The following is a 12,705-nucleotide window of genomic DNA, read 5'->3' as shown; positions in this document are numbered from 1 at the left end:
TTATGCAACGAGGGATAGTCTGGGTAGTCGATGACGATAGCTCCATCCGTTGGGTGCTTGAACGCGCGCTCACAGGGGCAGGATTAAGCTGCACGACGTTTGAGAGCGGCAGCGAAGTGCTCGACGCACTCACCACCAAAACGCCGGATGTGCTGCTTTCGGATATTCGCATGCCGGGAATGGACGGGCTGGCGCTTTTAAAGCAGATCAAACAACGCCATCCTATGCTTCCGGTCATCATAATGACGGCGCATTCCGACCTGGACGCCGCGGTGAGCGCCTATCAGCAAGGGGCGTTCGATTACCTGCCCAAACCGTTTGATATCGACGAAGCGGTCGCCCTGGTTGAGCGCGCGATCAGCCACTACCAGGAGCAGCAGCAGCCTCGTCACACGCCTGACTTCGGGCCCACGACGGACATCATTGGCGAAGCGCCGGCCATGCAGGATGTGTTTCGTATCATTGGCCGTCTGTCACGCTCGTCCATCAGCGTACTGATTAACGGTGAATCGGGAACCGGTAAAGAGCTGGTAGCGCATGCCTTACATCGCCACAGCCCGCGGGCAAAAGCACCGTTTATCGCCCTGAATATGGCCGCCATCCCAAAGGATTTAATTGAATCCGAACTGTTTGGCCATGAGAAAGGGGCTTTTACTGGCGCGAATACCATTCGCCAGGGTCGCTTCGAGCAGGCTGACGGTGGAACACTCTTCCTGGATGAAATCGGCGATATGCCGCTGGATGTCCAGACCCGTCTGCTGCGCGTGTTGGCCGACGGACAGTTTTATCGCGTAGGTGGCTATGCGCCGGTGAAGGTTGACGTGCGCATTATTGCCGCGACGCACCAGAATCTGGAGCAGCGCGTCCAGGAAGGTAAATTCCGTGAGGATTTATTCCATCGCCTGAACGTGATCCGCGTTCATTTGCCACCGCTACGTGAACGCCGTGAAGATATTCCCCGCCTGGCGCGTCATTTTCTGCAGGTCGCTGCCCGTGAGCTGGGCGTGGAAGCCAAGCAGTTGCACCCGGAAACCGATGCCGCCCTCACCCGTCTGGCGTGGCCGGGCAACGTGCGTCAGCTGGAAAACACCTGTCGCTGGTTGACCGTAATGGCCGCCGGACAGGAAGTCCTGATTCAGGATTTACCGGCTGAACTGTTTGAAGCGACTGCGCCAGAAAGCAGCACCGGACATGCATTGCCGGACAGCTGGGCGACGCTGCTGGCACAGTGGGCCGATCGCGCGCTGCGTTCCGGTCATCAAAACTTGCTGTCTGAAGCCCAGCCCGAGATGGAGCGCACGCTGTTGACCACCGCACTCCGCCATACACAGGGCCATAAGCAGGAAGCGGCACGCCTGCTGGGATGGGGACGTAATACCCTGACGCGTAAGCTGAAAGAGCTTGGCATGGAGTGATCTTTACCCTTGTGTAAAGGTTATTAATTGAGCGCAAATTGCTGCTATTTTGCGCTTTACTGTATCAATGATTTTTGTATGATCGTGCCCGGAAAGTGAGGGTGATCATCATGCTGGAAACATTAGTGAATATGCTCTCAAGTGGAGCAGCTGAAAGCCACACGCCACAAACAGCCGTTGCTGCTGTGCTGTGCGCGGCGCTGGTTGGGCTGTTTAGCTAGAGAGTCGCTAACAAAAAAGCCGGGTAGCGGCTTCGCCTTACCCGGCCAAATATTTTGGCACGTCTTAAATGACGCGTGAGAACTGCTGTAGACGCGCTTTCTGACGCAGATAGGCGTCGAAGCACATGCAGATATTACGAATCAACAGGCGCCCTTTGGGTGTCACGTCAATTGCACGTTCTGAAACATCCACCAGCCCATCTTTTGCCAGAGGCGCTAACAGCTTCAGGTCATCAGCAAAGTAATCGCTGAAATGCAGATCCCACTGCGCTTCCACCTCGCTGAAATCAAGACGGAAGTTACAGATGAGCGCCTTAATCACGTCACGACGGATGCAGTCATCGCGCGTTAACGCGATACCGCGCCACAGCGCGTTGCCCGCGTCATCTACCTGCTGATAGTAAAGTTTCAGCTCTTTCTGGTTCTGCGCGTAGCAGTCACCGATCATGCTGATGGCGGAGACGCCCATCCCCAGCAAATCGGTGTCGCCCTGGGTGGTGTATCCCTGGAAATTTCGGTGCAGTACGCCTTCGCGCTGGGCAATAGCCAGCTCGTCATCCGGACGAGCAAAGTGATCCATGCCGATGAACTGATAACCGGCTTCGGTCAGCGAGGCGATGGTTTCCTGCAAAATATCCAGCTTCTGTTGGGCAGAAGGCAGGTCGGCATCTTTGATTTTGCGCTGAGCGGCAAACAGCGTCGGCAGATGCGCATAGTTAAAGACGCTCAGGCGGTCCGGGTTGAGTTCGGCCACGCGTTTCAGCGTGAAGGCGAAGCTCTCCGGCGTTTGCTTAGGCAGGCCGTAAATCAGGTCGATATTGGTCGACGTAAAGCCGATATCGCGGGCGTGGTTGAGTAAGGCAAAGATAAACTCTTCATCCTGCTCACGGTTCACCAGCCGCTGCACCTCTTTGTTGAAGTCCTGCACGCCCATGCTCAGGCGATTGAAACCTTCAGCGCGTAAGTGATCCAGTACATCCAGCTCAATTTCGCGCGGATCGACCTCGATCGAGATTTCAGCATCGTCGTTAAAACGGAAGTTGTTGCGCAGGAGCGTCATTAAACGGCTGATCTGCGCTTTATTCAGATACGTTGGCGTCCCCCCACCCCAGTGAAGCTGGCTGACGTGACGGCCGGCAAACAGCGGGGCACGGTGCAGAATTTCCTGCTCCAGCGCATCCAGATACTGATCGGCTTTATGCTGCTGACGGGTAACGATTTTATTGCAGCCGCAGAAGTAGCAGAGCTTGTGGCAGAACGGAATATGGACATAGAGCGACAGCGGTCGCTCGGGGTAGCGCGCGACAGCCTGCTGAAACGCCGCCTCGCCGAAACTATCGGAGAACTCCAGCGCGGTGGGGTATGACGTATAACGCGGCCCGGAATAGTTATATTTCTGGATTAGGGCCAAATCCCAGTCGATAGTTGGTACAGACATGCTCACTCCTTCCGTTGGTGTCGCGTTCGCATACGGCGGCCCGTTCTGGCCCCATCGCGGGCCATCACTCGGGTGCGCAGCCACTTCTGTCGCCGCGACAACCGCCGTAGTTTAACGAATAACCACACCAGATAACATATAACCGGAAGGGTTATTAGCAGGACTATCGTCCCTGCCGGATGCAAATGTTAGTTTCCACCCTTCAGAAGACGCATCATATCTTCCTGCTTTTCGTCTTCTTCTTCATCTTCGTCATCGTCGTAAGACAGACCCAGCTTCTGCATCAGCTCATCAATGCGGTCCAGTTTGGCATCAACCCATGACTGCTCTTCGGCGGTCAGGGTTTCACCCTCTTCAAGACGTTCCAGCAGCGCGTCCAGGCGCTCATCGTTCTCCAGCAAATCCAGCTCAGCCTGCGGTGAAAGCATAGGTTTCTCGCTCTTTGGTTTGTGCTGCTTAGTGACCGGGGTGTCTGTCACGCCCAGTGGAACAGGTGTTTTACTGCCAATACGTGGGTCTTTCTGCTGCTTGTTTTTCGCAGAAGCGCCAGAAGCATCACCACCGTTTGCACGGCTACCCGCAGCATGACCGCGATGTTTTTTATCGCGTTTGCGATCGCGCGATTCCTGGTTCAGTTCTTCGCGCGTTTTGCGGTGTGCTTTTGCAGGGCGTTTAGCGCCCGCAGCGGAGGTCGGTTTTTTCATGATGTTTTATCTTTAAGTCGTTTTCTTCAGTATAGAATTGCGGCGAAATCTAGCAGAAAGCAAGCAAAGAAAAAAGGCGACAGAGCAATCTGTCGCCTTTTTTCCTGACTCACAACCCTTAACGGGTCAGACATTCCGTGTTTGCCAACAACAAACCCTGTTTATCCCTTGGCTAATACCGTCCGTGATACGGTTCCGTTTCCTGTTAAAACGCCTCCAGGCGTTGGTCATCCTGACAATCCTGCGTCTTCGCCTCCTGGCGCTCCTGACCCTAATCCTTAAGTCTGTTTCCTGTTGGCTTCCTCGCCCTGACGCACACTTTACCCTGTTCAGTTAAACTGACAAGCAACGAAACGGCACAAAAACGGATTTTCAGATAATTACCCGAGAATAAGCTTATGATTTAAAACAATTTGGCTTTTTTAACGCCTGCGAATTCTCTGAAATCTCCCATAGTATTCATAGCCGATCTCTCACAACCGCCAGGGTTTTAACCTACAGGCACTGTGCAATCAAAAAAGTCTTTTGCCGGCATTCAGGTATAATCCCCCTCAGATTACGATTTTGGAGACGACCACGTGACTACCTGGAACTACCAACAGACGCATTTTGTCACCAGTGCGCCCGATATCCGCCACCTTCCTTCTGATACTGGCATTGAAGTGGCTTTTGCTGGCCGCTCTAACGCGGGCAAATCCAGCGCCCTGAATACGCTGACCAATCAGAAGAGCCTGGCGCGTACCTCAAAAACACCTGGCCGTACTCAGCTGATTAACCTGTTTGAAGTGGCAGAAGGCAAACGCCTGGTCGACTTACCGGGATATGGTTACGCGCAAGTACCGGAAGAGATGAAGATCAAATGGCAGCGCGCGCTGGGTGAATACCTGGAAAAACGCCAGTGCCTGAAAGGTCTGGTGGTGCTGATGGATATCCGCCATCCCCTGAAAGATCTCGATCAGCAGATGATCGACTGGGCTGTCTCAAGTGAGATAGCCGTGCTGGTACTGCTGACTAAAGCGGATAAACTGGCGAGCGGCGCGCGTAAAGCGCAGGTGAATATGGTTCGCGAAGCGGTGCTGGCTTTTAACGGCGACGTACAGGTGGAGCCGTTCTCCTCGCTGAAAAAGCAGGGTGTCGACAAGCTGCGTCAGAAGCTCGATAGCTGGTTCAACGAGCTGGAACCCGCGACGGAAGCGGAAGAAGAGTAATACCGAGCGCGGCGATGTCCGCGCTTTTTTTTTGCCTGGATTTTTCTTTGCCGCAATAAAAAACGCCCCAGTCATTACTGACTGGGGCGGCTAAAATATTCAGCCAAATCCGATTACGTGAAGTAAAAGGTCTGAAAGATAGAACATCTTACCTCTGTACCCTACGCGAATAACTCTACCCCTTTTTTTGCTGTAGAAAAAGCACTTTTTGTAGTTTTTTTTCATTCTTTACATAGGGAATTCTAATGATCGTCACAAAACGCACTTTGTTATGTTGCTAACTTACATAAAAAGCGCGTTATTGGCAGAACCCTTAGTGAGCTTGATCCCAGTTTTCACCGCTGCCCACTTCCACCAGCAACGGCACGTCAAGCGTCATGCTGCTTTCCATCAGTTCGTGGATCTTCTTCGACACAGCGTCCAGATCATCTTTGTGGACTTCGAATACCAGTTCATCGTGTACCTGCATGATCATCTTCACGCGTGGCTTCTCTTTTTCCAGCCAGGCATCAACCGCAATCATCGCGCGCTTAATAATATCTGCCGCCGTCCCCTGCATCGGGGCGTTGATGGCAGCACGTTCTGCACCGGCACGACGCGCGGCGTTGCTTGATTTGATGTCCGGCAGATAAAGGCGACGGCCATCCAGGGTTTCGACGTAGCCTTTCTCCTTCGCCTGCGCACGGGTGCGTTCCATATATTCCAGCACGCCCGGATAACGCTCGAAGTAGAGATCCATATACTTCTGCGACTCTTTACGCGGAATGTTGAGCTGGCGCGAAAGGCCAAAGGCGCTCATGCCGTAGATCAGACCGAAGTTGATCGCCTTCGCACTGCGACGTTGCTCGTGAGTCACGCTGTCCAGCGGCAGCCCAAAGACTTCAGCCGCCGTTGCACGGTGGATATCCTTTCCTTCCGCAAAGGCCGTCAGCAGCCCCTTGTCGCGTGACAGGTGCGCCATAATACGCAGCTCAATTTGCGAGTAGTCGGCCGAGACGATCAGGTAGTCGTCTGGCGCGATAAACGCCTGACGGATACGACGGCCTTCTTCATTACGTACCGGGATGTTCTGCAGATTTGGATCGGTCGAGGAGAGACGACCGGTCGCCGCCACAGCCTGATGATACGAGGTATGCACGCGGCCCGTTTTAGGGTTGATCATCAGCGGAAGTTTATCGGTATAGGTAGACTTCAGCTTCGCCAGACCACGGTACTGGAGAATCACTTTTGGCAGCGGGTAATCCAGCGCCAGTTCCTCAAGCACTTCTTCAGACGTTGATGGCGCGCCGCCAGGGGTTTTCTTCAGCGGCTTAATTCCCTGCTTTTCAAACAGGATGGTCTGAAGCTGTTTCGGAGATGAAAGGTTAAACGGTTCGCCGGCAAGCTCATGCGCCTTCTGCTCAAGCTCGGTCAACCGCTGCGCCAGTTCTCCAGAGTGGTTATGCAGCACCGTCGGATCAATTTTTACGCCGTTGCGCTCAATGCGCGAGAGCACAGGTACCAGCGGCATCTCAATGTGCTGGAACACGTTCAGCGGACCTTCGTGCTTCTGCAGTTTTGGCCACATCTTCAGGTGCAGTTGCAGCGTGACATCGGCGTCTTCGGCCGCGTAGCGACCCGCTTCTTCCAGGGCAATCTGATTGAAGGTGAGCTGGTTTTTACCTTTTCCGGCAATCTCTTCAAAGGTAATGGTCTTATGCTTGAGCCAACGGTCGGATAAGGAGTCCATATCGTGACGACCCGCCACGCTGTCGAGAATGTAAGATTCCAGCATGGTATCGAACGCAATGCCGCGCAGCTCAATGCCATAGTTTTGCAGAATGCCGCGATCATATTTGAGGTTTTGCCCGACCTTAAGCGCCTTGTCATCTTCCAGAATCGGCTTCAGCAGCTCCAGCACACGCTCACGCGGGATCTGATCAGGCGCATCAAGGTAATCATGTGCAACGGGCACATAGGCCGCCATTCCCGGCTCCGTCGCAAATGACAGGCCGACCATATTGGCGGAGATGTTATCGAGGCTGTCGGTTTCCGTATCGAAGGCAAAGAACGGCGCTTTTTTGAGTTTCTCAATCCACGCCACCAGTTGTGACTCTTCAAGGAGGGTTTCGTAGTTGTCGAAAGAGAGCGCGATGGCCTCTTCTTCTGCCAGCTCTTCGGCATCAACGACAATCGTCTCCTTTGGCTTAGCAGCCGGTTTGGCCCCTTTTGCCTGCAGCCATTTACCGGCTTCCACGTCAGTGGTCCAGCGCTTGAATTCGTATTTCTTAAACAGGCTTAGCAGTTCGTCTGCGGAAGGCTGCTGCACTTCCAGCTGCTCACAACCCAGTTCCAGTTCAACATCGGTTTTTATGGTTGCCAGCTTATAGGAGAGATAAGCCACCTCTTTGTTCTCTTCCAGCTTTCCGGCCATGGTTTTTGCGCCACGGAAGGAGAGCCCGGCGATTTTGTCCGGCTCCGCGTACAGCGTATCCAGCCCGCCCAATCCCTGAAGCAGCGCCTGGGCGGTCTTTTCACCCACGCCAGGTACACCTGGGATGTTATCCGAGGAGTCGCCCATCAGCGCGAGGAAGTCGATAATCAGCTCTGGCGGCACGCCATATTTTGTAACCACCTCTTCAGGCCCCAGGATGGTGTTGGTCATGGTGTTAATCAGGGTGATACCCGGCGTTACCAGCTGCGCCATATCTTTATCCCCTGTACTGATCAGTACCGGACGACCCATTTTTTCTGCTTCACGTGCCAGCGTACCTATTACGTCATCGGCTTCGACCCCAGAGACGGCCAGCAGCGGCAAGCCCATCGCTTTTACCATCGCGTGCAGCGGTTCAATCTGCGCACGCAGATCGTCAGGCATTGGCGGACGGTGAGATTTGTAATGCTCAAAAAGCTCGTCGCGGAAGGTTTTACCTTTCGCATCAAACACCACTGCCGCATGGGTTGGTTGGTACTGAAGGATCAGGCTGCGCAGCATGTTTAGCACGCCGTACATTGCGCCGGTAGGTTCCCCTGCGCTATTGGTCAGAGGAGGAAACGCATGGTACGCCCGATACAGGTAAGAAGAGCCGTCGACGAGAATAAGAGGGTTTTCTGGGATCTGAACCATAATGTCCGTGCCTTTAATCAATTTATGCGTAAAGGATGCCACAGAAGGATGAAAACATCAGTTATTAGCGCCAGATACAGGAAAAGATTTTGCGATCGTGAGGATCGCTCGCAAAAATAAATCTGTGGATAAGTTTGTGCATACTTTTACGTCACAGGAATAACAGACGCTAAAAGTACATACCTCATAATAAATAGATGCTATATATCATAGAGTTATTATGTTTCATTTGATCTTTATGGCCAATTGATGACAATTTAGTCTATGTGGATATAAGCCCAGGGCCGCATGCCGTTATAGCGAAATCTTCTGCTCCCGGGCGTTATCCCGCAACGCCTGGCATGAAAGCACCCTTATTTTGTCTGATTTCTGATAAAATCAGCGCCCTGCACCGGATAGCCGGCCGCTCACTTACAGCTAACCATCTGAAAAAGCTCATCATGTCGAGATTGCTCGCAGCAATAACATTACCTTTAAGCATCATTTTAACTATTCTGGTGACTGTCGCCTGTTCTGTGCCGATCATTATTGCCGGCATCATTAAGTTGCTGCTGCCCGTGCCCGTGGTATGGCGAGCCGTATCCGCATTTTGTAATTTCATGATGCACTGCTGGTGTGAAGGACTGGCGTTCCTGTTGTACCTGAACCCACACCTGAAGTGGGATGTGGAAGGGCTTGAAGGCCTCAACAAAAAGAACTGGTACCTGCTTATCTGCAACCACCACAGCTGGGCAGACATCGTGGTGTTATGCGTGCTTTTCCGCAAACATATCCCGATGAACAAATACTTCCTGAAACAGCAGCTCGCTTGGGTGCCTTTTATCGGTCTGGCCTGCTGGGCGCTTGATATGCCGTTTATGAAACGCTATTCGCGCAGCTATTTGCTTCGTCATCCGGAGCGTCGTGGTAAAGATGTAGAAACCACCCGCCGCTCCTGCGAAAAATTTCGCGCGCATCCGACAACCATTGTGAACTTCGTGGAAGGCTCGCGCTTTACGGAAGAGAAGCGTCAACAAACTCGCTCTCCTTATCAGCACCTGCTGCCGCCCAAGGCTGCAGGCATTGCGATGGCGCTTAACGTGTTGGGCGCGCAGTTCGATAAATTACTCAACGTCACGCTCTGCTATCCGGAAAACGACAGGACACCGTTCTTCGATATGCTCAGCGGCAAGCTGACGCGGATCGTTGTACGCATCGAGCTGGTGCCGGTTGATGACGGGTTGCACGGGGATTACGTTAACGATAAGAATTTCAAACGTCTTTTCCAGCGTTGGCTGAATACGCTCTGGAATGAGAAAGATGAACAGATAGAAAAAATTAAATCTTCATACAAAAACGCCGGTCAGTGACCGGCGTTTTTTTCTTTATTGATCTTACTTCTTCTCGACCAGATATTTCACGGTATCCGCGTACTGCTGTACGAAGATATCCATGCTGCTGGTGTCCATGCCCTGCGTGTTCAGCTGATATTTGCCGTTAACATACATCGCCGGAACGCCCTGCAGCTGAAGGTCTGCGGCGGCTTTTTCCTGCTGGGCTACCAGAGATTTCACCACAAAGCTGTTCCATGCCGCGTCGTATTCTTCACCTTTCACACCGGCATCCACGAAGACTTTACGGATATCTGCAGTCGTCTGAACTGTCTGGGTTTTCTGGACTGCTTCAAACATTGGTGCAGTGATCTTATCTTCCACGCCCAGCGCGATAGCTACCGCCCATGCCTGAGTCAGGTCTTTACCCAATGGGCCCAGGAACTCAACGTGATACTTGGTCATTTTGGTGCCTTCTGGCAGCTTTTTCTTCACGTTATCGGAAACATGCAGCACCTGCTCGAACTGATAGCAATGTGGGCAATAGAACGAGAAGAACTCCAGAACCTGTGGCTCGCCAGCGACTGGTTTTTCCAGCGTCGTATACTGTTTGCCGTCGGTAAACTGCGCAGCAGAAGCGCTAAATGCCAGAATCATACCTGCCAGCGCCAGCCAAATTTTTTTCATGATTAACTCTCTCCTGGGTGTGTCCAATTAATACATCGGCGTTAATTGCAGAGGGGGCTCCTTAAGAACCTTAACCTGCTCAGTAAATGTGGATATCTGGCTGCGCCAGTAATCCTCTCCGGTAAGCCACGGGAAATTACGGGGAAATGCAGGATCGTCCCAACGCCTGATTAACCATGCGAGATAATAAACAAAACGCATCGCGCGTAAAGGTTCAATCAGGACAATTTCGTCTGAATTAAAAGGGCTAAACTCTTCATAGGCCTCAATAATCGTTTCAAGCTGCATCCGTTGCTCAGCTTTATCGCCATTGAGCAGCATCCACAGGTCCTGAACCGCTGGCCCCATACGTGCATCATCGAGATCGACGAACAGCGGGCCATCACGCCAGAGAATATTACCAGCGTGACAATCGCCGTGCAGACGCAGAACGGAAATATCATCGCGCCAGCAGATTTTCACCGCATCAATAAGTTTATCGGTCGCGTTGAGGAAATTATCCTTAAGCGCTTTGGGGATTAGCGCCGAGGTTTCAAATACCTGACGAGGTTCCAGCAGGTATTCCTGAATACCGATTGTCGGACGGGCAATAAAGTCTTCTTTGCGTCCCGTCTGGTGAATGCGTCCCAGATATCGGGCAACCCACTCCATCTGATCGATATTATCCGCTTCAAACTGGCGGCCCCCCAGGCTTGGGAATACGGCGTAGTAAAACCCTTCGTGGGTGAGCAGCGTTTGGTTATTAAATTTAAGCGGCGCGGCAACGGGAACATCATCATCCAGCAGATCGTGAGCAAACTGGTGCTCTTCCTGAATTTGTTCTGCGGACCAACGTTGAGGGCGATAGAACTTTACGACGAAGCGCTGACGATCCTCGTCCTGAAACTGATAGACGCGGTTTTCGTAGCTATTTAAGGGGGTTAGCCCGGAATCCACCCGAATACCCTGTTCAAACAGCGCATCCATAATGGTATCCGGGTGTAATGTCTGGAAAGTAAAAGCCTGGTCGTTCATCCGATCATCCGGAAATTATACGAATGATTCAGGATATCATCTTGTGGCGATTTCGGTGCCGCCGCTTACAAGCTTTTACTCTTTAATTACGCCACGTGCGCGCAGCAACGCGGTTTTAAAATCTTCCTCATAATCTTTCTGAATACCAGGAATAACAGCGTCTTTGGCAGAGTCGCGCATTTTGAGATGGTAGATCAGGATATCGTCAGAAAGGTCTGTCAGTTCGCCGTCAAAACCTGACTCTTTCGCCAGTTTCTGTAAAAATTGCATCAGATTAAGCTCTGGCTCTTTTTGCCAGGCCGGCTGGAGGAGTTCAATGACTTCATTCAGACGTTTACATTTCATGGTGGTGCTCCTTTCATTGAGAGTGACACGTTAGCAGGGTCAATCCCACAATAAAAGAGGCGATATTCATGAATCATGGCCAGCAAATAATCGGCGTTGTTCTGGCGGGTGGCAAGGCAACCCGAATGGGGGGGAAAGATAAAGGTCTTCAGCTCCTTAACGGTAAGCCACTCTGGCAGCATGTCGCTGATACGCTTGCGGGCCAGGTCATGACAATGGCCATCAGCGCTAACAGGCATAGAGATGTTTATCAGCGTAGCGGGTATCCCGTTTACGAGGATACTCAGGAGAATTACCCCGGGCCGCTGGCCGGTATGCTTTCGGTTATGCAGCAGGCGCACGGAGAGTGGTTTATCTTCTGTCCGTGTGATACCCCGTTTATTCCGTCTTGTCTTGTCGAACGCATGGTACGGCTTCGTGGTAGCGCACCCGTTGTCTGGGCCCATGATGGTGAGCGTGACCACCCTGCTGTTGCGTTGATCCACCGTTCGTTAGTTCCGGCGTTACAGGAGTACCTGACGGCAGGAGAGCGCAGGGTGATGGCTTTTATGCGCCAGTCAGGCGGCCATCCCGTCGATTTTAGCGATTTGAAATCGGCGTTTATGAACGTCAATACCACAGAAGATTTGCAGATGATGCAGGAGAAAAAATGATACCTGTTTTGGCCATTTCAGCCTGGAGTGGTACCGGGAAAACGACGCTGCTGAAAAAACTGATCCCTGCGCTTTGCGCTAAAGGTGTTCGCCCCGGATTAATTAAGCATACGCATCATAATATGGATGTCGATAAGCCGGGAAAAGACAGCTATGAGCTGCGTAAGGCAGGTGCAGCCCAAACGATGGTGGCGAGTGATCAGCGCTGGGCATTGATGACTGAAACACCGGATGAAGCGCCGCTGGATCTCATGTATCTGGTTAGCCGGATGGATCACTCTACTCTGGATCTGGTGCTGGTTGAGGGGTTTAAGCATGACGCGGTGGCAAAGATCCTACTGTTCAGAAGCCATGCCGGGCATGATGTTCACGAGCTGACGCTCGATGAGCATGTGATTGCAGTCGCCAGTGACGTAGCCCTGGATCTGGAGGTACCGGTACTGGATTTGAATAACGTTGAGGAGATCGCCGCGTTTATTTTGAATTGGTGTGCTGTCTGATGCTCTCTCCGGCAGCGGGAAAAACCCAAAGCAAAAAACCCCGCACCATACGGTACGGGGTTCTTTTAATTGATGCCTGGCAGTTCCCTACTCTCGCATGGGGA

Annotated in this window: 13 protein-coding genes; 6 read left to right on the top strand and 7 right to left on the bottom strand. The window is 52.3% G+C overall.

Annotated features, from left to right (window positions below; all coding sequences use genetic code 11):
- Positions 1 to 2 precede the first annotated feature (2 nt).
- Positions 3 to 1,415, top strand: coding sequence for a nitrogen regulation protein NR(I) (gene glnG, locus AB6731_RS21540; protein WP_020883985.1), 1,413 nt, complete (start codon positions 3 to 5; stop codon positions 1,413 to 1,415).
- A gap of 110 nt (positions 1,416 to 1,525) precedes the next feature.
- Complete coding sequence (locus tag AB6731_RS21535) at positions 1,526 to 1,636, top strand: YshB family small membrane protein (RefSeq protein ID WP_032670298.1); 111 nt, start codon at positions 1,526 to 1,528, stop codon at positions 1,634 to 1,636.
- Between the two features lie 64 nt (positions 1,637 to 1,700).
- Here AB6731_RS21535 and hemN read toward each other — a convergent pair whose 3' ends face one another.
- Entirely contained in the window at positions 1,701 to 3,074 is a 1,374-nt protein-coding gene (gene hemN, locus AB6731_RS21530) for an oxygen-independent coproporphyrinogen III oxidase (protein ID WP_050737758.1), read from the bottom strand.
- A gap of 188 nt (positions 3,075 to 3,262) precedes the next feature.
- The gene (gene yihI / locus AB6731_RS21525) at positions 3,263 to 3,778 is read right to left on the bottom strand and encodes a Der GTPase-activating protein YihI (protein ID WP_014172254.1); all 516 of its coding nucleotides are present in this window, start codon (positions 3,776 to 3,778) and stop codon (positions 3,263 to 3,265) included.
- A 578-nt stretch (positions 3,779 to 4,356) separates the two neighbouring features.
- On the opposite strand from yihI, the gene yihA reads away from it, so the two are divergent.
- Entirely contained in the window at positions 4,357 to 4,986 is a 630-nt protein-coding gene (gene yihA, locus AB6731_RS21520; RefSeq protein ID WP_014172255.1) for a ribosome biogenesis GTP-binding protein YihA/YsxC, read from the top strand.
- Positions 4,987 to 5,299: 313 nt separating this feature from the next.
- Here yihA and polA read toward each other — a convergent pair whose 3' ends face one another.
- On the bottom strand, positions 5,300 to 8,092 hold the full coding sequence (gene polA, locus AB6731_RS21515) for a DNA polymerase I (protein ID WP_020883988.1): 2,793 nt from the start codon (positions 8,090 to 8,092) through the stop codon (positions 5,300 to 5,302).
- A 322-nt stretch (positions 8,093 to 8,414) separates the two neighbouring features.
- On the bottom strand, positions 8,415 to 8,693 hold the full coding sequence (locus AB6731_RS21510) for a hypothetical protein (RefSeq protein WP_223399272.1): 279 nt from the start codon (positions 8,691 to 8,693) through the stop codon (positions 8,415 to 8,417).
- Here AB6731_RS21510 and AB6731_RS21505 point away from each other — a divergent pair.
- Positions 8,590 to 9,441, top strand: a complete 852-nt coding sequence (locus AB6731_RS21505) for an acyltransferase (RefSeq protein WP_277493414.1) — start codon at positions 8,590 to 8,592, stop codon at positions 9,439 to 9,441. The two genes, AB6731_RS21510 and AB6731_RS21505, sit on opposite strands and share 104 nt — an antisense overlap.
- A 24-nt stretch (positions 9,442 to 9,465) precedes the next feature.
- Here the strand turns inward: AB6731_RS21505 and dsbA are convergent, their stop codons facing one another.
- The 3 genes from dsbA to AB6731_RS21490 all read right to left on the bottom strand — a co-directional run bounded on the left by dsbA (position 9,466) and on the right by AB6731_RS21490 (position 11,448).
- The gene (dsbA, locus tag AB6731_RS21500; protein ID WP_020883990.1) at positions 9,466 to 10,089 is read right to left on the bottom strand and encodes a thiol:disulfide interchange protein DsbA; all 624 of its coding nucleotides are present in this window, start codon (positions 10,087 to 10,089) and stop codon (positions 9,466 to 9,468) included.
- A gap of 27 nt (positions 10,090 to 10,116) precedes the next feature.
- The gene (locus AB6731_RS21495) at positions 10,117 to 11,103 is read right to left on the bottom strand and encodes a serine/threonine protein kinase (protein WP_371006783.1); all 987 of its coding nucleotides are present in this window, start codon (positions 11,101 to 11,103) and stop codon (positions 10,117 to 10,119) included.
- A 75-nt stretch (positions 11,104 to 11,178) separates the two neighbouring features.
- A complete protein-coding gene (locus AB6731_RS21490) occupies positions 11,179 to 11,448 on the bottom strand; it encodes a YihD family protein (RefSeq protein ID WP_010436801.1) in 270 nt (89 codons plus the stop codon).
- 68 nt (positions 11,449 to 11,516) lie between these two features.
- On the opposite strand from AB6731_RS21490, the gene mobA reads away from it, so the two are divergent.
- Positions 11,517 to 12,101 carry a molybdenum cofactor guanylyltransferase MobA gene (gene mobA, locus AB6731_RS21485; RefSeq protein ID WP_047742347.1) on the top strand — a complete coding sequence of 195 codons (585 nt, stop codon included), beginning with the start codon at positions 11,517 to 11,519 and terminating at the stop codon, positions 12,099 to 12,101.
- Positions 12,098 to 12,601 (top strand): molybdopterin-guanine dinucleotide biosynthesis protein MobB, encoded by a 504-nt coding sequence (gene mobB, locus AB6731_RS21480; RefSeq protein ID WP_032679273.1) that lies wholly within the window; start codon positions 12,098 to 12,100, stop codon positions 12,599 to 12,601. Before mobA ends, mobB begins: the two co-directional genes overlap by 4 nt.
- Positions 12,602 to 12,705: the final 104 nt, after the last annotated feature.

This window comes from Enterobacter sp. RCC_40 (genome assembly GCF_041360735.1).
GTDB lineage: Bacteria > Pseudomonadota > Gammaproteobacteria > Enterobacterales > Enterobacteriaceae > Enterobacter > Enterobacter ludwigii.
Note: the sequence above shows the minus strand (reverse complement) of the source record. Positions and strands in the feature narration are given on the sequence as shown.

Bases quoted from the DNA above. Each gene is read 5' to 3' on its own strand.
- AB6731_RS21510 (WP_223399272.1), bottom strand. From the start codon at position 8,693: ATGAAATTACAAAATGCGGATACGGCTCGCCATACCACGGGCACGGGC.
- AB6731_RS21490 (WP_010436801.1), bottom strand. From the start codon at position 11,448: ATGAAATGTAAACGTCTGAATGAAGTCATTGAACTCCTCCAGCCGGCC.
- dsbA (WP_020883990.1), bottom strand. From the start codon at position 10,089: ATGAAAAAAATTTGGCTGGCGCTGGCAGGTATGATTCTGGCATTTAGC.
- yihI (WP_014172254.1), bottom strand. From the start codon at position 3,778: ATGAAAAAACCGACCTCCGCTGCGGGCGCTAAACGCCCTGCAAAAGCA.
- glnG (WP_020883985.1), top strand. From the start codon at position 3: ATGCAACGAGGGATAGTCTGGGTAGTCGATGACGATAGCTCCATCCGT.
- polA (WP_020883988.1), bottom strand. From the start codon at position 8,092: ATGGTTCAGATCCCAGAAAACCCTCTTATTCTCGTCGACGGCTCTTCT.
- mobB (WP_032679273.1), top strand. From the start codon at position 12,098: ATGATACCTGTTTTGGCCATTTCAGCCTGGAGTGGTACCGGGAAAACG.
- mobA (WP_047742347.1), top strand. From the start codon at position 11,517: ATGAATCATGGCCAGCAAATAATCGGCGTTGTTCTGGCGGGTGGCAAG.
- AB6731_RS21535 (WP_032670298.1), top strand. From the start codon at position 1,526: ATGCTGGAAACATTAGTGAATATGCTCTCAAGTGGAGCAGCTGAAAGC.
- hemN (WP_050737758.1), bottom strand. From the start codon at position 3,074: ATGTCTGTACCAACTATCGACTGGGATTTGGCCCTAATCCAGAAATAT.
- AB6731_RS21495 (WP_371006783.1), bottom strand. From the start codon at position 11,103: ATGAACGACCAGGCTTTTACTTTCCAGACATTACACCCGGATACCATT.